4 protein-coding genes are annotated in these 21,668 nt (G+C 74.4%); all 4 read left to right on the forward strand.

Annotated elements, in window-relative coordinates:
• Window positions 1–48: 48 nt before the first annotated feature.
• The 4 genes from ACWD4O_RS37735 to ACWD4O_RS37750 all read left to right on the forward strand — a co-directional run bounded on the left by ACWD4O_RS37735 (window position 49) and on the right by ACWD4O_RS37750 (window position 21,650).
• The gene (locus tag ACWD4O_RS37735) at window positions 49–15,978 is read left to right on the forward strand and encodes a lonely Cys domain-containing protein (protein ID WP_451287140.1); all 15,930 of its coding nucleotides are present in this window, start codon (window positions 49–51) and stop codon (window positions 15,976–15,978) included.
• A 104-nt stretch (window positions 15,979–16,082) separates the two neighbouring features.
• On the forward strand, window positions 16,083–16,778 hold the full coding sequence (locus ACWD4O_RS37740) for a type VII secretion system-associated protein (RefSeq protein ID WP_451287142.1): 696 nt from the start codon (window positions 16,083–16,085) through the stop codon (window positions 16,776–16,778).
• A gap of 63 nt (window positions 16,779–16,841) precedes the next feature.
• Window positions 16,842–17,720: a type VII secretion system-associated protein gene (locus ACWD4O_RS37745; protein WP_451287144.1), complete on the forward strand. Its 879-nt coding sequence runs from the start codon at window positions 16,842–16,844 to the stop codon at window positions 17,718–17,720.
• A 252-nt stretch (window positions 17,721–17,972) separates the two neighbouring features.
• Complete coding sequence (locus tag ACWD4O_RS37750; protein ID WP_451287146.1) at window positions 17,973–21,650, forward strand: hypothetical protein; 3,678 nt, start codon at window positions 17,973–17,975, stop codon at window positions 21,648–21,650.
• The last annotated feature ends 18 nt before the right edge of the window (window positions 21,651–21,668 follow it).

Consider the following 21,668-nt stretch of genomic DNA (forward strand, 5'->3'; position numbering starts at 1 on the left):
GCGCAGGGGGTCCGGGGGACGGAGTCCACCGGTTCGGGAAGGGGCGGGGTGGGGTCCGGCCCGCCGCAGGCGCCCCCCACCCCCCGGCCGAACCCCCGCCACCGCCTCCTCGTCGACGAGGTGATCGGCTCGATCACCGACCTCGTCCCGGTGAGCCTGATCCGCCCCGGCACCCTGCCGGGCACGGGCACGACACCCGGCACGGGCACGACCCCCGGCACGGGCGACACCGGCACGGACACAGCCCCCGGCACGGACACGACCCCCGGCACGGACACGGACCCGGCCCCCGACCCCCTGCGCCCCCCGGAGCCCACCCTCCCCACCCCCACCCTCACCGTCCTCACCGGCGAGGCCAACCCCCTGCAAGCCCGGGACCCGGCCGCCGCCCTCACCGCCTGGGCCGCCGTCCCCCACCCGGACGGCTCCGACCGCCCCTTCCAGATCCCGGCGAACGGCATCCACGTCCGCGACGTCGTCGGCGACGACCGCGTCCGCGCCGCCGCCACCGTCGCGCTCGGCAAGGCGTACGACAACCGGCTGGCCGACGCGGACGGCGAACTGACCGGCGAGGAGCTGGACCGGGCGCTCGTCCAGGCCATGCGCACCCCCCTCACCGCCGAGGGCACCGCCGCCGCCCAGGCGCTGGAGGACGCGTCGGGGCCGAACCCGCTCAGCGCGTTCTTCCACGAGACCTCCCCCGCGTGGGGCGGCTACCGTATCGACGGCCTCACCGAGAACACCTTCGCCGACCACACCTCCTCCGCCGTCGCCCTCTACACCCGCCCCGACCTCACCGCGGCCACGCTGCTCGCGGTCGCCGACGACACGGGGCTTGAGGCACCCGAGCAGTTCGTGTACAGCACGGCCTCCGACGGCTCGCAGGGCACCACCCAGAACACCCTCGTCGGCGGCACACCCATCCTGCGGTCGGACGCCATCGGCGCGGCCAACCCGGTCGTCAGCGGTACCGGCGCCGACACCGCCGACGACGACGGCCAGGCGGTGGGCCAGGAGACCGCGTACCAGGAGAACATCAAACCGGCGCGCAGCCGGGCCTTCCTCTTCGCCGTCCCGACCACCTGGCTGGCCGTCGCCGAGGTGGACCGGCAGTTCAAGGACGGCAAGGCCCCGACCTGGCTCCGGAACCACCTGGGCGGGACCCTCGGCCGCAAGCCCGAGGGCGGCGCCGTCGAGGCCGAGACCCTGGTCGTCGCGTGGATCCGCGAGGACGTGGCCCGGGGCCTCGGGCTGATCACCGACAGCAACTTCCCCGCCCGGGTCGGCGAGGCCTGGGACGAGGTCACGAAGGCCGCCACCACGTGGGCGGAGGCGGACGCGGAGTACCTGGCGCTGCGCCGCGGGATCCCCGAGCTGCGGGAGGCTGCCGAACGGGCGGTCGGCGCCATCTCGTTGGCCCGCAGGAGGCGCAGGAACGCGCTGCGGGCGCTCCGCACGGAGTACACCGAAGCGGAACGCGCGTACGACCTGGCGGTGCGGGCGGCCGAAGCGGCGACGGCCGTGGAGGTGCCCGCCCCCGGCACCGTCACGGACCCGCCGGGTGGGTTCGCCGACCGGCTCCGGGAAGCCGCCGACCTGGTCGCCCGGGCCCGTACGGAGTTCGAGGACGCGCTGTTCCTCGAACTGCTCGTCACCTCCCCGGCCCCGGAGGGCGAGAACGGCCCGCTCGCCAAGAACTTCGCCGACGCCGTCAAAGCCGCCGTGTCCCGGGTCGAGGAGGCCCGGAATCAGCTGGACCTGGCGACCGAGGCGGTCGCCACCGTACGGCGGAACGAACGCGACCGGCTGCTCGCCCCCGCCGACCTGGCACGCGCGGAACGGCGGGCAGCAGCGGACAAAGAGATGCGCGAGGCCCAGGAGTCGGTCGACAGGGCGGCCCGGGCGATGGCCACGGCCCCGTCTGCCCTGGCGACCCGGCTCCGGAAGACGGCGGCGCAGCGGGAGCGGGCCGAGACGGCGGCCGACGAGTTCCACCGGGTGCGGGGGGAGACGGACCGGCTGACCCGCTGGCACCAGCTCCCGGCGGATGCGGGCACGGGCACGGGCACGGGTACGGACACGGGCACCACCGCCCCCGCCATGACCGGCACGGACGCCATCCCCACCACGACCGGTACGGGCACGGACACGGGCACCACGCCGGGCACCACCGCCCCCACCGTGACCGGCACGGACACCACCCCGACCGTGACCGGCACGGGCACCACCGCCCCCACCGTGACCGGCACGGACACCACCCCGACCACGACCGGCACGGACACCGTCACCACCACCCCCGCCGTGACCCGGGCCGGGCTGCCCGAACCCACGGTCACCCCGCATGTGGCGCCGACCCCCGACCCCGACACCGAGTCCGAGGCCGAGGCCCCCCGGGAACCGGTCTACAGCCGTGTCACCATCGACGTCGACCCCGACGGCACCGCCACCACGGACGACACCACCCCCACCCGCCCCCTCGGCCTGACCGGCCCCGACGGCCGGACCTACCGCCTCATCGACGTCCCCCGGGACGGCAACGGCTTCTTCCACGCCCTGGCCGTGGCCCGTGGCCAAGGGGAGACCGCCGAGCAGCTGCGCCTCGCCGTCGCCGACGAACTCCGGGGGCTTCCCGACGAGTCACCGATCCTCGAACGCCTCGCCCCGGACCGGCCCGACACCTTCACCGCCGACGAACTCACCGCCGCAGGGCTGGACCTGGGCACCGACACCCCGGAGCGCCGCGAGTTCGACGCCCTGGGCGTCATCCCGGACTCCGCCGGCGGGGCCCCCGACCGGGCGCACCGCCCGCTGAGCCCCGCGCTGCGCAAGGCGCTGGCCGTCGCCCAGCTGCGCCGTCCGGCCGGCGCCCAAGGCGACCTGGGCTGGGACCACGGCGCGGCGGACCTGTGGCCGACGCTGGCGGCCCGGCTTCCCGTACGCGACGGGCACCCCGGCATCCGGATCGTGACGGGGGACGGTCTCCACCACGACCACGGCCCCGACCCGGAGCAGCCCCTCACCGACGTTCCCGGGGCTGTGCTCCACCTGGCCGACCGCCACTACCAGGCGGTGCACCCCGTACCGGAGCCCGAGGGCACGCGCGTCACACCGGTCCCGGCGGCCCCGCCCGCCGAGCCGGCCGAGCGGGGGCCGCTGCCGGCCCACGCCCGACGGCCGTGGCTGCGGCCGGAGTCGGCCGACACCGCACCGGACACCGCGCCCGAAACCACCGCCCCCACACCCGTACCCGTCTTCGACGCCGCCTCCGACCCGGCCCGGCTCACCGACCCCGACGGCCACACCTACGTGCTCGACCTGCCCCCCGGCGACGGAAACCGCTTCTACGCCGCCGTGGCCCTCGCCATGAACCGGGCCGGGCTGCGGACGCCCGACACCAACAGTGAGTACGAGTCCGGCGACCTGTCCCGGCCGTCCGCCCGGCCGCTGCCCGACACCACGCCGCTCGACCCCCTGGCCACCTTCACCGCCGAGGAGCTGACGGAGGCCGGGATCGTGCTCACCCCCGCCGAGCAGCGGAGGTTCGAGCGCAGCGGCGGCCGGCTCCCCCTGCCCCTGCCGCTGGCCTGGCCGCGTCAGGAAGCCGTCATCCGGGCCCAGTTGCGCGCGGCCCGGCGGTGGGACGCGTCCACCGCCCTGGTCGCGGCGGAACGCCTCGCCGAGGACGAGGGTCTCCACCTGACCCTGGTGCACGAGAACGGCACGATCGACACGTTCGGTACGGCGCGCGGTACGGGCGCCGACACGGAGAACGCCGTGACGGTGTACGAGCGCGGCGACGAGTACCTCGCCGCGCTGCCCGAGGGCGCCCGCAACCCCCAGGGCCCGTACAACCACCGCACCACCCCCGCCCCGACGCCGACGGTCCAGCCGACGCCGCCGCCGGACAGCCCCCCGGCACCGCCCGAGGCCCCGGCGTACGACGAGGAGTTGTCCGACGACGACCTGTACGACGGGCCCATCCGAGCCACGGACCTGCCCTACGGGGCGCTGTACGACAACGACCCGAACACCCCCGCCTTCGCCGAGTTCGAAGGCCGGTCCCGCCCGCTCGACCTGTCCGACTTGTCCGACCCGTTCGCGGCACTCGAAACCGGGTCGGACGGCGACTCCCTCGCGCCGGTCACGGCCCCCACCCCGGACCCCGCCGCCGACAGCACGCCCACCCCCGTACCGTTCTCCCCTCCCCAGCCGCTGACGCCCGAGGAGCTGACCGAGCTGGTCGACGGCGTGGCGGTGACCGCGCTGGAGGCACATGCCAAGGGTGCGCCGGTGTGGCGGTGCCTCCAGCTGCTGGAGGGGTTCCGGGACAGGCTGCTGCGGCAGGTGTGGGACCGCGTGGCGGTACGGCCCGCCCCCCTGTTCGGCCGCCGCTCGGTGGACGACTCGGAGCTGGACCGGCGCGGCGCGGCGGCCGGCCTGGTGATGGGCCCGGGATGGGACCGGGTGGGCTCCTGGGACGCGGTGGCGGACGCGCTGCGGGACGTGAAGCGGGCCGGGCCGGGGTCGGTGGCGCTGGTGCTGGCGCGGCGGCCGGAGGACGGGCTCGGGCACGCGTTCGCGGCGTACCACCTGCCGGACGGCGTGGTGTGGGTGGACGTGTCCCGGGACAAGGACCACCGGGTGCTGTCGACGCCGCCGGAGATGCCCCTGTTCGACGTGCGGGCCGTGGTGATCGACCCGTCCGGGCAGGTGGTGACGGACGTGCTGCCGCCGTTCGCGGAGTCGTCCTCGGTGCAGCACGCGCTGCTGGACAGGGCGGTGCGCGACGAGTACGCGGGCGTCGGCACCGGGGTCAAGTACCGCTTCCCGACGCAGATCGAGGTCTCCGAGGGGCTGCTGCGGAGCCTCGGTACCCCGCCGGGGGAACAGCCCGATCTGCGGAACGCGGTGCTGGCGCGAGGGCCCGGGGTCAAGGTCGTCCTCAGCGAGTCGACGTTCCACTTCGACACCGCCACCGGTGGGCTCGTCGACATCGCGTCGCCGTCGCTCGCGGGGTCGGGGATCACGGAGATCAGTTCGTACGTCCCGGAGGTCGTCGTCGATCCGGCGGCCTCGGTCCCGGGCGAGCCACGGCAGTCCCTGGTGGAGGCCGAGGCCCGGCGGGCGCAGGTCCATGAACGGCTGACGCTCACGGTCGGGCAGGGGGCCACCTCTCTGGAGGAGCTGCTGGGAGGTCTCCCGGGCTGGGAGGTCACCGAGGCCGGCAAGGCGGCCGTCGTCCATCCGCCCGCCCTGGACTACGACGGCCTCTCCGCCACGCGGTTCTCGTCGGGAACCCCCGCGGTGGGTCGCGCGCTGGTCCTGAGCCAGGCCGTCGACCAGTCGCCGCACACGGACCTGCTTCCCCTGTTCATGGCGGGGAGGGAGTTCGGGGAGCGGGCCGTCGGCGCGTTCGTGGGCGCCATGGACCCCGATCGCGGCGCGGTTCCGCCGGAACTCGTCCCGTTCCTGTCGGCCGTCCCGGATGTGGACGAGCTCTGGGGATACACCTGGACGGTGTTCAACCAGATCGGCGCCAAGCCGGTCAACGCCGCGCTCGCGCCGGCACCCGAGAACTGGGCACCGCTCAGGAACATGCTGCCGGCGGCACCCCAGGCCGCCCTCGACGCCGTCCGGCGGGCGCTGCGGCCCGGCAAGCAGGGTGCGCGGGCCTTCCTCGACAAGTACCACGACGAGCTCAGCGCCATCGCCGACGAGCTGCTGACAGACCTGCTGGCACGCATGTCCCGGCTCCCCCGGCCGGCCGGGGCCGTCTCGTACCCGTTCGTCGACGACACGGTCGGCGACAGTCCGACCCCGCGTACACAGCTGACCGCCGCGCTGACGGGGCACACCTCCGAGGGGAGGAGCATCGGCCCGGACGAGACGACCGGCATCCCGGAACTCCCCGGCCTGGACACCGGCGGCGGCCGGCTGGCGGTCCCGCTGATCGTGGACGTGCTGTCGGCGAACACGCTCGACAGCACGAGAATCACCGAGGATCGGATCAAGAAGTCCGGCCAGGAGTTGGCGGATCTCGGCGAGGGGCTGTACGCGCGGGCGGTGGCGACCAGGGTGCCGCTGGCGCCCGAGGTGCTGCGCCGGTCGGTGGCACGGATTCTGGACGATCCGCTGGTCCAGCGGTTCGCCGGCCTCCTGGCGACGGCCGTCACCGGCGTGCCGCAGGTGGGTGGTGCTCCGCCCCTGCGGCTGCTGAACCTGGCGGACCAGCTGAAACTGGCCACGACGCTGGGCCGTCATGCCCTGGGGCACACCCGGTGGTCGTCCGACCCCGATCCGGCGTACCGGCGGCTGGAGGAGCTGGTGCAGTCCGCGGACCAGCTGCTGGTGAACGGGTCCATGCCGTTCGGTGCCGACCGCACCAGCTTCCAGCGGGACGTCGTGAAGGCACGGCGGGGGCTGGTGCTGCTGCGCACGGCGCTGACGCCGGCGCCGGACCTGATCGAGTGGAAGCCCGAGATCGCGGATCTGGACAGGAACATGGTCCCGGTGGACCGGTTGCTGCACGTCACGCACCGGAATTCGGTGGGCGAGCCGGTGGGGGTGTCGGCGCGGCGCGGAGCGGAGGGGTGGCCGGAGTCCTACGGCCTGCCGGGGGTGACCCACTTCGCGGAGGTGTTGTGGGAGCTGTCGCCCGGCGGCGGGATGTCGGCGGTGCCCTCCCGGACGAAAGCGCCGTTCGACCGGGTGTTCCTGGTGGCTGTGAACGGGGACGGGACCTCGGCGAAGCTGCTGTCCCGGGACGAGGACGGTCCGAGCGTGGCGTTCCCCTACGAAGGGGTGGTGGACTACCTCTTCGCGCAGGTCCCGGAGCTGACGGCGGCGCCGCGCGACACGCACGCGGTGGTGATGGGCGCGGACGTGGCGGGCCCGCACGCCTACGGCCGTGATCCGCTGGAGTGGCCGGTGGCCGGATGGGTACTGGCCGACGGGTGGGGCCGGTGGTCGTGGGCCTCCGCCCTGGGCCTGGAGTTCGGGTTCGGCTCGCGGGTCGAGGAGGTGGCGGACGAGAACGGTGGGCGCGGGTCGGTGCCGACGGCCTCCCTCCAGCTGGCGGAGTTCGACTCGCCGGCCGGGTTCCGTCCGCTGCCGACGTCGGCGCAGCTGGCAGCGTGGGCCGAGCGGGTGACCGGTGACCGGGGGCAGGCGGAGGCTGTCAAGCGGTGGTGGTGGGCGGTCCGGATGGTGTACGGGCCGGTGCTGGAGGACGACACGCCGGCGTTCGAGGCCCTGCTGCGGGGCTTCCAGGCGCTGGACCAGCGGCGTAGGACCCTGCCGTCCGAGGCCCTCCGGCCCGATGAGCCGCTGCCGCCGCTGACCTGGCATCGTCTGCGGGCCCTGGTCGACGAGCACTTCGCCCGGCTCGGGCAGGCCACGCCGTCGCTGTGGGACGCGCTGCCGCTCGTGCTGACGGCGGCCGCGCAGGATGTCGGCACGCCTCTGGATCTGCCCGGCGACTTCGATCTGACGCCGCGGTACGTCGCCGTGCGCACGTGGGAGTCGGCTCCGGCGCCCGTCGGGGCGGGGCAGGCGCCCGCCGCCGACGGACCCGGGGTCACGCCGACGGCCCCGGCCGACGGCGACGACCAGCTGATGGAGGACGTCGGGGACGGGGTCGAGCGGGCGCTTACCTCGCCGGAGGACAGCGAGGCACAGCCGGGGACCCTCGGTGTCCCGCCGGAGGTCCTGGCCGAGGCGAGCGGGGTCCTCGGCTGGAACCCGGACCCGGAGTTGGAGCTGGGTCTGGACCCGGAACTGGCCCTCGCCCTGCGTCAGGACGCGGAGGCGAACACCGGCCCGGACCTGAGCATGCGTCTGGACCTGGCTCCGGAGCTCGCGGACCTGGACCTGGACATGGAACCGGACCTCGCGTACCTGAACTTCACAGAGCCGAACTCCGCAGAGCCGGACTTCGCGGACCCGGACCCGGACCTGGCGTTCCTGGACATGGACCTGGCGGACCTGGACCCGGACCTCTCGTTCCTGGACATGGACCTGGACGCGTTCGACGCCTCCGGCGTGGACGACGAGTGGGCGGTGGGCGAGAGCCCGGGTTCCGTCTCCGGCGGCGGGGACACCGCCGTACCCGCCGCCGTACCCGCCGCCGCGGGTCCGGTGTTCACCGCGCCGGTCGACCCGCCGACGGCCGATCCGGTCCCGACGTATCAGCGGCTGATCGCGGTGCAGTTCACGAAGCGCCACAAGGAAGTGCTCGTGACGACCAGGAAAGCCCTCAAGGAGTTGGCGTTCGAGGTGGCCACTGCCGGTCTGCGGGGTCGGCTGCCGAAGGTTCGCTTCACCGGCTACGGCCACAACGTTGTCGCCGTGCCGCGTGCGGAGCGCGCGTCCGCGATGTTCGCCCGCCTGCTGGACCATGCGCTGAACACTCTTCAGCAGGGATTCACCGAGGATGTGCCCCGGCTGGACGCGACGAACTTCACGCTCTCCGCGGTCGGAGGCGGCATGCTGCCCCCTCGTGCAGCGGTTGATCTCACCGGTGTGCCTCTTGAGGAGCTGGCGCGGCAGGCGACGGTCGAGGCCGACTTCTTCACGGATGCGGCAGCGGATCCCGTCGACCCGCGAAGGGCGGGGCCGCTTCGCGCGCTGTCGCGGCTGACCGCTGTGGCGTTCGACAGCCGCTCGGTGCAACCGTCCCGGGAGGGAAAGAACGCCCTCAAGGACCTGGCGTACGAGGTGGCGTTGGCCGGTCTGCGGAACCGGGCGGCGGGTGTCGCGCCGCCGACGGTCGACATCACCGGGTACGGCGGCACAGGGCCTCATGGTGACGCCGCCATGGCGCGTGCGGATCGCGTGGCCAAGCAGTTCACCGCCCATCTGGCCGATGCGCTGGAGAGTCTTCAGCAGGGGCTTCCCCAGGATGCGCCACGGATGCTCGTGGGGGACTTCACGCTCGCCGAGAAGTCGGGCAGATGGCCCTCCGATGACGTGGTCGCGCTCACCGGCGTGCCGGGTGAGGTGTTGATGACATGGGCGACGGTCGGGTTCACCCTCACCCCGGAAGCGGCCGCGGTGGCGCGGCTGGACGCGCTGCGCGGGCGGTACGCGGAGCTGCGCGGTGGTCCGTTCGACCTGGACGCGGTGGCCCGTCGCGTTCTGCTTCTGCCGGCGGACGCGCCGGTGGACGGGGTCCTGCGGGGGAGACTGTTCGAGCTGGTGGGGGCGGCCGAAGCGGCCGGGTGGGCGGGGAGCCCGGAGGCCTGGGAGGCGGCCGTCGGATGGCTGCGCGGGGGCGCGGTGGCGCACGATGCCGTAGGCGCCCTGTCGCTGTCCGGTCCCGGTCAGGTGGGTTCGGCGGAGCGGTCGCGGCTGTTCGGGGCGCGGGCCAGGGCCGAGGAGGTCCTGGCGGCGGCCGGTGTCGACGCGGACGCGTTCGTCGGCCAGGTGCTCCGCAAGGGTCCGGAGTTCGAGCCCGACTGGATGGACCGCGAGCAGGCGCTGACGGTGCTGACCCGGGCGATCGCGGTGGGGCGGGAGGTGTCGGGCCCCGGCGCGGCGGTCGTGTACGGCCTGGAGGCGCGCGGGGCCTACGGGACCACCGCTGTGGCCACGGTCCAGGACGGAGTCCCGGGAAGCGGACGTGACTTCGTGGGCGACCAGCCCCCACTGGTGGATCTGGGGCTGGTCCGTACACCCGCCGGTCTGGAGACCGCGCCGTGGCGCGACCAGGATCCGGACCGGGTGAACCCACCGGTCGCCCACCCGGTCGCCCACCCGGTGACCGTCAGGCTGGACGAGTCGGATCCGGAGCGTCTCCAGCTGACCTTCGGGGATCTGACAGAGGACCTGTCGGTCCAGGAGTTCGTGGAGTTGACGGCGAACGACCCCGCTCTGACGGGCAAGGACCCGAACACTCCCGTCCTCCTGCTGTTCACGGGGCCGGGGCCGGGGCCGGGCGCGGCGGAGCTGGCGACGCGGCTGGCGACGGGGCTGGGCGACCATCCTGTCTGGTGGAGCCCTTTCCCGACGGAATGGTCCGACCCGGGCACGGGCGGTGCCCCGGTGCTCGCCGTGTCCGCCGGAGTGCCCGCCGGTGCGGAGATCTGGCACAGGGCGGTTCCGGTCGGACCGCCGTCCGTCCAGGACGCCCCGCTCCTGGTTCCGGCGCCGGAGCGTGACGTGGCCGCGGTGGAGGGGGCGGTGGCGGAGGGCGCGGCGGTGGCGGAGGCGTCGTCGTCGGCCCCCGGGAAGGCGCCCCTGCCCGCGCCCCTCCCCCGAGGTCCGCGCAAACTCGGCGCGGCGGAGCGGAGAGTCGCCGAACTCGTCGCCGAGGGGCTGGGAGAAGCGGAGATCGGCGCCAGGATGGGCATCGAGGTCGATACCGTGAACTGGCACCTCACACGCGTGTACAGCGCGTGGAACATCACCGGGTCCTGGCCGGATCCGGCGGCCAGGCGCGAGGAGTTCGCCTCCCGGCTCAGAATCGCGGACGCGCCTCCGGAGGGTTCCCCGCCGGGGCACGCCGCCACGAGTCGGCGACTGATCGCGATGGAGTTCAGACGGGACGCCCGGTCGCTGCTGCTGCCGAAGACGGAGACGGAGGCGGAGCGCGCGAGCCTGGCGTTCGAGGTGGCGACGGCCGGTCTGCGGGGTCGGCCGCCGAAGATCCTTATCACCGGGTACGGCAGGCTCCGCAGCGACGAGCCGCGTACGCAGGCCGGGTACGACGCGTTCACCCGCCAGCTGGACCAGGTGTTGAACACTCTTCAGCAGTGGCTGACCGAGGACGTGCCACGGCTGCGCGCAGCGGACTTCCCGATCGACAGGGTGGATGGTGGCAAGCACACCGGTGCCGTCGCCAAGCGCCTCGGCGTACCGCCCGAGAAGGTGTTGGGGCAGGCGACGGTCGAGGTCTCCTTCTCCCCGGAGTCGGCGACGGATCCGTTCGACCTGCGAAGTGCCGGGCCCCTTCGGGCGCTGCCGGGGCCGACTCGTGTGCCGCTCCTCCGCCAAGGCGAGGTACTGACCGAGGCGGCGGGGAGCGACGCCCTCTGGAGGTTGACGTTCCATACGGCGCTGGTCGGTCTGCGGAACCGGGCGGCGGGTGTCGCGCTGCCGACGATCCACGTCACCAGGTACGACGGCACGAGGGAGGAGGACCACGACGCCGAGGTCGTGGCGCGTGCGGCCCGCAGGTACGAGCTGATCACCCGCCAACTGGACGAGGCGCTGGAAACCCTTCAGGCCGGACTCGCCGAGGATGTGCCACGGCTGCGCGCGAGCGAGTTCACGATCTCCGGGGAGCCGAGTGGTGTTCGGCCCTCCGAGGAGGCTGTCGCGCTCGCCGGTGTGCCGCTCAAGGATTTGCTGGACATCACGGTCGGGTTCACCCTCGCCCCGGACGCGGCGGCGGTGGCGAGGCTGGACGCGCTGCGCGGGCATGACCCGGAGTTGCGCGGTGGTCCGTTCGACCTGGACGCGGTGGCCCGTCGCGCGCTCGTTCTGCGGGCCGAGGAGCCGGTGGACGAGGCCGTGCGCGAGGAGCTGTTCCGGCTGGTGGGGGCGGCCGGGGCGGCCGGGTGGGCGGGGAGTCCGAAAGCCTGGGACGCGGCTGTCGGATGGCTGCGTGAGGACGGGCCGGAGGCCGTTTCCCTCCGTGACCTGTCACTGCCCGGTTCCGACGGGGCGGCTGTGGCGGACCGGTCGCAGATGTTCGGGGCGCGGGTCCGAGCCGAGGAGGTGCTGGAGGCGGCCGGTGCGGGCGTGGACGCGTTGGTCAGGGGGGTGCTCCGCAAGGACGCGTCGTACGAGCCCGGTCGGTCGGACCGCGAGGAGGCGCTGGCGGTGCTGACCCGGACGATCCTGCTGGGGCGGGAGCTGCCCCAGCCGGTTCCGGCCGAGCCGCAGCCCGTCCAGGCGTCCCCGGCAGCTCTCCCGGCACCGGTCCCGCCCCCGGTTCCGTCCGTGCTTCCGTCCGTGCTTCCGGAACAGCAGCCCAGGGCCGAGGACATGCCCAGGGTCAGTGACAGAAGATGGCGGATCGCCCGACTCACCGCCGACGGGGAGAGCCCCGATCAGGTCGCCGCCGCGGAAGGCATCCCGGTCGCCACCGTGATGTACCACATGAATGCTGTGTACAAAGCATGGGATATCACCGGGACCCCTCGGGACAAGCGCCGGAGACTCGCCGCGCTGTTCGGGAACCCCGGTCCGCCCGGAGACCTGTCCAAACTCACCGCGTCGGAAAAGAAGGTCGCCAGACTCGCCGGTCAGGGAGATTCGATCGAGGTCATCCGGGGCAAACTCGGCATATCGCTCAAGCAGGCGAAAATGTACCTCTCCAATGCCTACCTCGGGTTGAACGTCTACGACAACGAGGGGCTCGCCGGCTACTTCAGCACCCCGGACGGACCTCCGGAGGATTCCGCGCCGGGCGGTGCGTCCGGGTCGGGCTCCGGGTCGGGCTCCGGCTTCGGCTCCGGCCCTGACTCCGGGGCGATGGAGTGGGAGCCGTCCGGGCGGCCGGCGCCCCGGGCGTCGTCGTCGGGGCAGTGGATGCCCGGTCTGGAGGAGTCCGCCGCTCCACGGATCTTCATCGCGCCGGTCGACCCGGTGGAGCCGGGCGACCCGGGCGAGCCGGTCGAGCCGCCACCGGCCGATCGGCCCGAGGACAGGCCGCTGGGGCCGCTGCCGGAGCTGACCCCCGTGGTGTTCTGGGCCCAGGGCACGGAGCATCTGCTCGGGGAGCCGCGGCAGGCCGTCCGGAGACTGGCGTCCGCATTCGCCCTGGCCGGCCTGCGGAACCACCGGGCGAAGGTCGCGCTCCCGACCGCCCACACCACCGCGTACGGCACCACCGCCGAGAGCGCCAAGCGGGCGCGGAACGCGCACCAGGAGTTCACCGACCTCCTGGGCCAGGAGCTGGAGACGCTCCAGCGGGACCTGCCCGCAGGTGAACGGCGGCTGGGCGTAGCCGACTTCAGGATCACCCGGCAGTCCTCCGAGTGGCCGTCCGAGGAGGCGGCCCGACTCGTCGGCGTGCCCCAGGCGGACCTCGCGCTGTGGGCGACGGTAGCGGTCGCCCTCCCCGGTGACGCGGCGGCGCTCCAGACGCTGGACGGGCTGCGCGGTCGCGACCGGCGGTTCCGCGACGGTCCGCTCCAGCTGGACGTGGTGGCCCGCCATGTCCTGGGTCTGCCGGCCGCCGCGCGGGTGGACGAAGCCGCCCGTACCCGGCTGTTCGAGCTGGTCCGGGCGGCCGAGCAGGCCGGCCGGGCGGGAACCATCGCGGAGCTGGGGGCGTACCGCCTCGAAGGGCGGGGGGCGACCGGGCGGGCCCGGCGCACCTGGTTCACGGTGGGGGGACGCCGGATCGACGGTCCCAACTGGCTGGGGCCGGACGTCATGGAGGCGATCGGGGGCCTGGAGCTGGACACCGCCGGCAGCGATGTCCTCGTACCGGCTCGGGACGGCTCACTCGCCGCCCTCCCCGGTCCTAGGCGGGCGACGCCGTGGCCGAAGGACCAGGACCTGTACGTCGTCGGGGGCGACGAGCACAACGGCAGGGTGGTGGTGCGGCTGCCGGACGGTACGACGGAGGACGTGGAACTGGAGGAGTTCATCGAGCTGGTGGCGGCGGACCTCGCGCGGACGCGTCCGAAGGCGGGCACCAAGGTCGTGCTGGCCGTCCCCTTCCTGGGCCGCCGCCGCGAGCTGCTCCAGCGGCTCGCGGACCGTTCCGGCCTGGAGCTGCTGGTGCACAGCGGCGAGGTGCGGATCACCCGGCGGGCGGACGGGACCGGTGGGACCGGTGGTACGAACACGACGGCCGGCATCGGCACGGTCACCGGACGGCCGGGAGTCCCCCAGGGCGTCTGGGCCCCGATCCGGCCGGGCCAGGGGCCCGTTCTCGACGACAGCATGCCCGGCTGGTGGGCCGATGTGGTGTCCTTCCCCGTCGTCGACCGGCGCACGGACAGGCTCTTCGGCGACGCCTCGTTCCGGCCGGGCGAGTACGCGGACACGTTCGAGAAGGACCACGGCGGCCGGGCGACGACGTTCGTCCACTACAACAGCGCCCTGGACAAGGTGAGCCGGGAGCGCCCGCTGCCGGCTCCGGGCCCTGAGGACCGACCGCTCTCCGAGGAGACGGCGCACAACGTGACCGCGCACGGCGCACTGGACCACGTCGACCTGGTGGTACAGGACAGGGCCACCGGCGACCTCCGCGTACTCAGCGTCCCCACGAGGGAGGCGGCCCGGTGGGTGGCTTGGAAGACGGCCCACCTGTCCAAGGAGTACTGGATCGACAGCGGCATCTGCTGGTCAGGGACCCCCAGGAACCGTGCCCTGCCGGACCCCGACACCGCGGGCCTCGCCCTGACCGGTGTGTTCGTGCCCGATCCGCTGGCGGAGATCGCGCTGGGGCAGGAGATCGCGAACGAGGCGATGCGCTGGGTGCGTGCTCCCGAGGGCCCGCAGCGGGTGGGCGAGCGCGACGGCAGGTACGTGCGGTACCTGGACACCGACGCCAGTGGGCGGTACCGCGTGTGGCTGCTGTTCCGGCCGGAGCCGCCGGCCGCCGAACTGGACGTGCTGGCGCGGTCGGCCGGGCTGCACACGGAGGACGGCCCGGTGACGGAGGAGGAGCGGACGCGGACGCTGCGCCTGGTGCGGGCGCTGAAGTCGGTGTTCGGCGTCCGGGTGCAGGACCGCGACGACTTCGGTGACCTGCTGTCCGGGGTCGCGGCGCTGGAGGAGATGTGGCGGGCCGACCCGGCGTTCACGCAGGCGGGACCGCTGACGCTGGACCTGCTGGAACGGGTGGTGGCGGCGCGCCAGGAGGCCGACGGGCTCGGGTTGGACCAGGGGGTCGCCGTACAGGTGCTGGCCGCCGCGGCGAAGGAGCGGGCCGCATGGCGCGCGGACGGGCTGCCCCCGGCCCGGATGAGCGAGTCCCGGTTCGTGACGCTGCCCAAGGCGGTGCTGGAGGCTGCCGAGTGGGTGAACACGGACGCCATGGTGGGCGAGGCCGTCCACGCCCTGGGGCTCTCCGGCCGGGACGCGGTGGAGGAGCCGGAGCGGTCGCGGATGTTCTGGGCACGGGTCAAGGCCGGGGAGGTGCTGGACGAGCCGGGTACGAACCTGAACGCACTCGCCGTACAGGTGCTCCATCTGGGCGCGAACGCCCACGCCGACGCGTGGGAGATCGACAACCTGCGGCTGCTGCTCACCCACGCGTTCGCGGCGGGCCGGGACGCCACCGACCCGGACGCGGCGGCCGCGTACCACCTGGAACGGAACGGGATCCTCGACTCCACCGCCGTCACCACGGTCACCACCCTCATGCCCAGGACGGACACCGACACCGACAGTGACACCGACCCTGACAGCGACACCGATATGACCGACGCCGACCCCGACTCGGACTCGGACTCGGACTCGGGCACCGATGCCGAGACCGAGACCGGGACCGTGGTGAAGGGGGGCGGCCGTGACTTCACCGGTGCGGAGCGGAAGCCGGTGGTGGACCTGGCGCAGATCCACACGTCCGCCGGCCTGGTGGAAGCGCCGTGGCCCGAGGTCCCGTATCCGGTGGGCGTCGTGGTGGACGAGAGCAAGCCGAACCACGTCGTGGTGACCTTCGAAGACTGGACACTGAGCATCCCGGGCTCCGAGTACCTGGAGGTGATGGGGAACGACCGCGCCCTGATGCGCCTCCACCCGGACGTTCCCCTCGCCCTCTACGGGCGGGGCCCCGGCATGGAGGAGCTGGCGGAGTGGCTGGCGCTGCACCTGGGCCGTCCCGTGTGGTGGACGGATGTCCCGACCCACCTGTCCGAGCAGGGCGGGGACGGACGTACGGTGCTCACCGCGTCCCCCGGATCCGCCGCCGACGGAGGCTGGCAGGTGGCGCTGCCCGGCGCACCACGGTTCGCCGAGGACGCCCCGCCCCACGTCCCGCGGCCGTGGCCCAAGCCTGCCGTGGTCGGAGGATGACGTCCCGTGGCGTTCCCGGCGGAAGCACGGCAGGCACGGCAGGCACAGCCACGGCAGGCACAACGCGCACAACACGCACAGCAAGCACTGCGAACGAGGACAAGATGAGTGAGCTCGACGGCGAAGCCCCCGCCCCCGCCGCCGCCCCGGTCAACCACGCGGCCGACCCGGCAGCCGACCCCGCGATCGACCCCGCGATCGACCCCGAACCGCCGGAGGACTTCGTCCGGGCCGCCAAGGCGGCGCCGAACCACTGGCTCTACCTGACCGACCCCACCTGGCGCGGCGAGGCCCCGCCGCCCGAGTGGGCGGTGGTCGGGCAGTGGCGCTCCGACGCCGACGGCAGAATCGTCGAGTGGCAGGACAACGAGGCGTACCAGCCGTCGCCGGGGGCCCGGGGGTGGCCCGAGCCCACCGACGACGTGGACCGCGCCATCCAGCTCGCCACCACCGGCTACGGCCCGGCCTCGGACGTCACCGCCGCCCTGGCCGGGGCCGAGGTGTCGATGCTGGTCACAGCCGACGGCGAGCCGGTACGCGCCTCGGCCCCCGACGGCACGCCGGTGGTCCCGGTCTACACCTCGCCGGGCCATCTCCACCGGACCGGGCCGCTGGGGTTCGAACTGGTGCGGATCGCCGACGTCCTCGGCCGGATTCCCGAGGGGCACAGCCTGTGCCTCAACAGCTCGGCCGCGGTGAGCATGGTGCTGGCCATGGACGGCCTGGCGGCGGCACTGGCGGAAGCGGCGCCGGCGAAGGACGCGGATACGGACGGGAGCCGACCACCCTCGACGCCCTGACCCCGCTGAGCAGTTGGACCAGCGACGACCCGTCGACCCGATGACCCGAGAGCCCGAGGACCCATGAGCGAGCCCACCACCGCCACCACCGACGCGACCACCACCGACCCGGCCACCGACACTGACACCGACGCGACCGCCGACACCGCCATCGACCCCGCCCCGCCCGAGGAGTTCGTCAAGGCGGCCAAGCTGCTCCCCGACCACTGGCTCTACTACGTCGACCCGACCTGGCGGGGCGAGGGAGAGCCACCGGAGTGGGCGGTGGTCGGGCAGTGGCGCACCGACCTGGACGGCGAGATCGTCGAGTGGCAGGACAACGAGGCCTACAAGCCGTCCCCGGACGCGCACGGCTGGCCGGAGCCCACGGACGTGATCGACGCGGCCATCCAACTGGCCACGACCGGCTACGCCCCCGCCGAGACCGTCACCCGCGAACTGGCCACCGCCGAACTGGCCGTCCTCGTGACCCTCGACGGCACCCCGGTCTCCACCGCGACCCCGGACGGCATAGCGACCGTACCGGTGTTCAGCCACCCCACCTTCCTGCACCGCTACGGGCAGCTGGCCTTCGAGCTGATCAGAACCCCCGCCCTGCTGGACCGCCTGCCCGCCGGCCACACCCTGTGCGTCAACCCGTCGGCGACGGTGAGCATGGTCGTCGACCTGGACGCCCTCCGGGGAGCGGTGGCGGCAGCCGAGACGGAGGCCGAGGCCGAAGCCGAGGCCGAGGCCGAAGCCGAAGCCGAAGCCGCGCCGAGGGTGCCGACGGAGAGCAGCTCCTTCGCGAATGAGGCGACCACCGCGGACAGCGAGGCCGCCACCGCCACCGCCACCGCCATCGACCTTGACCTTGACTTCGGCATCGACGAGGACGGTGCCTGGCCCCCCGCCGAGTCCACCCCCGCAACCGCCGCCGCACCGAGCACAGGGGGTAACTGATCGCCCGGCGGCCACCGCCGAGGCGGGCAGAGTTGGGTGGCCCCAGGTGCAATCACGCGCCGGTGCGCCGGTGCGCCGACTTCCCGGCTCCCTAGGCTGCCGGTGTTCATGCCCGTCTGCTGCCCGCCTGCCCGCATCCGCCGGCGACGACGCCGAGGGCCCCGCCCCTCACAACACCCCCCGCAACCCCCCAAGGTGACGAACCATCATGAGTGAGACCGCAGCCTTGTCCCGGTTCCGGGCAGTGCGCCGGTGACCCGGAGCGGCCGCCGGTCGCGCTGGTTCGGCCGGGGCGCGGAGCGCCACGCCGAGGCGCCCGCCGCGCCCGGGGCGGAGTCGGCGCGGGCGGGCGGGCCCGGGGCCGGTGACGGGCTGCTGGTGGAGGAGTACGACGGCCTACGGCTGCTGCGCACCCCCGACGACGACACGCTGGAACCCACCGACCTGGCCGATCTGGTGCGGGCGCTGGCCGGTGAGGCCGAGCACACCGTGACGGTCATCGCCGGCGCGGGCGCGACGCGGGCAGCCGGGCTGTGGACTCGGCTGGGCGCGGTCCTCTCGGTGTTGCGCGACGACCGGGTGGAGACGGTCCGGCTCGTCATGTCCGGGACCGGGGGCGGCCGTCCGGACCGTCCGGCGCTGGCCCGACGTCTCGCGGACGGTTGGAAGCTGACCGTGATCGCTCCGGACGGCCCCGTGTTCGTGGTGCCCGGCGGCACGCTCTTCGCGCACGGCAGCTGGTGGCGGTTCGCGCCGGGCGCCGAGCCGGACCGACTCGGCGCCCGCCAGCCGGCGCCCGACTGGCAGCCCGCCGTGGAGGCGCTGCCCGCACGCACCGACGGCGGCTACGTGATCGACCCGATCCCGGCCGGTGTGCTGGCGCGCTCCGGGCAGGCGGCCGCCCCGCGCCCGGGAGACCTGTGCTACGCCGTCCCGGTGGATCCCCGGGGGCCGTTGGTGCTGCTGGGCATGCCGGAGGACGAGGACATCCTCGGCGGGGAAGTGAGCGATCTGCTCGGCGAACTGCCCACGGCAGTACGGTCCACCGTACGGCTGGCTCCGGGCGGCCCACGGGACGTGCTGCGCACCGGGCAGGCCGTGGCCGAGCGGCTCGGCGCGGGAGTGGTGGTGTACACCGGGCTGCCGTTCCTCGGCCCCGGGGCCGGCGGCGGGCCCGCGCCGGTACGGTCGGTGCTGGTGGGCGCCGACGGGGAGCCGAAGTGGCGGCCTTTCGTGGACTCGGTGATGTGCCTGCCCCCGGCGGAGGACGGCACCGTCCCCGCCCCTCGGCTGCTGCGCTGGGAATCGCCGGTGACCGGCGAGCAGACGGGGACGGGCGTCGTGCGGCTGTCGGAGCACTGGCAGGCGACGGTGACCCGGGCGGGGCTGTACATCTCCGGGACGGAGGGGGAGCCCTCGCCGGTGCACCAGCCCGTGCACCAGCCGGTGGACGCCGAGAGCCCGAGCATCGAGGTCGGCCGCCCCGGGGAGGAACTCGACGCCTCGCTCTGGCCCGTGCTGTCCCGGGTACTGGCCTTGCTGTGGCCCGACGTCCGCCGCCGGGTACGGCTCTACATACGGGGCACCTGCCTTGACGGGGGCGCCGAACTCCGCCGTATGGCGGCCGAACACGACATCCGCGCCGTCCGCTTCACCGCCCCGCCTCTCCCGGCCCCGCGCCGGGTGCCGGTGGCGGCGGTGGCGGCTCAGCGGGGCGGCCCGACGGCTCCGACAGGTGCTCAGCAGGGCCGGATGGCGGGGGCTCGGCAGGGCGGCCCCGCGGCACCGGCGGGCGCCGGGCGTTCAGGCCAGGCCGCTTCGGTGGGTACAGGGCACAGCGGCCAGGCCGCACCACCGGGGTTGCCGCAGGGGACAGCGACACCGACCGGAGCCCTGCCCACCCGGGCAACGGCACCGGCAGGGGGCCCGTCTGCCCGGGCGGCAGCACCGGCGGGTGCCGAGCGCGCCACACCAACACCGGCGGGTGCCCAGCACGGGACAGCGGCACCGGCGGGGGATCCGCACGGCGCACCGGCACCGGCGGGGGATCCGCACACCACACCAACACCGGCCGGGGATCCGCACGGCCGGACAACGGCACAGGCCGGGAGTTCGCCTGCCCAGGCGGCGGCACCGACCGAGGAGCCGGCCCGGCTGCCCCAGGCCGGGGGGAATCCGGTCCCGCAGGCGGTACAGGCTGCCGCACCGGCCGAGGGCATGCCGTCCGGCATGGATCCGGCCGCCCCAAGGGCAACCGCACCCGCCGCACCCACCCCCACCACGCCGCCGCTCGCCGGTGCCGCGCGCCAGGTCCTGGCCGAACTCAGCTCGGCGGACGGGCCGTTGGCCGAACTCGAACCTCCCGTGCGGCCAGCTGCCCCCGTACCGCAGACGCGCACCTCACAACCGGAGCGCCCAGCACCCGACGGGCCGCTCCGCCCGGAGCGAAACGCCTCCCGCCCGACGCCGGGCACACCGGAACGCCCGGAACGCACCGAGGCACAGAAGCCACCGGAGTCTCAGCTCCCGCCCACCCCGCCGGGCGAACCCACTGCACCTGACGGGCCGTTGGCCGGCCTGGATCCGGCGGCTCAACCCAGCGCCGCCCCCGCAGCGGCGACGGACGTCCACAACCGGGCCACCACACCGGCACCGGGCGCTCCGGAGCACCCGGCACCGGCGGAACCTCAACTCCCGCCCGTCCGGGTCACAACCACCACGTCGCAACTCGCCGCGCCAAGTGAACTCACCGCACCTGACGTGGCGTTGGCCGGTATCGAACCGGAGACTCAACCCGCCGCCACGCCCGCAGCGGCGACGGACACCCGCAATCGCGCCGCCGCGCCGGCACCGGAGCGTGCCGAGGCGTCTGCGCCGCCGGTCGTGCCGGGATCGTCCCCGGTGCGGCCGGAGGGGAGCGACCCGGCGGAAGCCCGGCGCACGCCCGCCCCGAGCACCACGACCACGCCGTCGCCCTCGGCAGGGACCGGGGAGGTGCAGCCGGCCCCCTCCCGTGGGCCGCGCATATCGCCGCCCACCGAGCTGCCCGAGCGTCAACGCCCGCCCACGGCAGGTGAGTTGCCGGAACGGTCCCGGCTGCCCGTGTCCGAAGTGCCCCCCGTCCCGTTCCACCCCGGGCACATCAGCACCGAGGACGAGCGGCGGGCGTTCCGGGAGCTGGCCGAGGACGTGTGGGAGCGGCACGGGGCTGCCGTGGCCCGTGCTCTCATCCGGATGCCCGCTCTGCGCGCCCAGGAGCAGGAGGCCGCCCGCGCCGATGTGATCGCACTGCACATCTACCTGAACTCCCCGGACGGCCCGCTCGCCCCCGAAGCGGTCGTCCGGGGGCTGCGATCCGGTGACGAACGCCTCCTGCCCTACGTCGCCTGCCTCGCCTCGGCCCTCCGCCGCATGCCCTCCTACCGGGGTGTCGCCGTACGCGGCGCCGGAGACGTGCCCCTCGACGACCTGGCCGCCGGCACCCTCCTGCGCGACCCGGCCCCGTTGGGCGCCGTGCCCGTCGGGGCCGCTGCACAGCTTCCCGGTGGGCCGCAGTACGTCATCTGGTCCGCGACCGGGCGGCGGGTCCGCCAGCTGACCGACCGCCCGAGCGACGGAGCGGCCGGCGAACAGGTGCTGTTCGCGCCGGGCACCCGGCTGCGCGTGCTCGACGTACGGCCGTCCGGCCCGACCCCACTGATCATGCTCCGCGAGCTGCCCACCGCCGCGCCCGGCACACCCGGCGCCTCGCTCGCCCCGCGCCCCGAACTCGACGACGCCGACCGCGCCGTGCTCGCCCGGCTGGACGACACGCTGCGCGGCCGAATCCCCGCGCCCGGCGCCTTCGCCTGGCCGGGCCTGTGCCACGGGCCGATCGGCCCGGCGCACACCACCCCGCAGGCGCCCCGTACGGCGCCGCACGCCGACTGAAGATCCGAGAACGGAGAC

This window comes from Streptomyces sp. NPDC002623, from assembly GCF_053592635.1.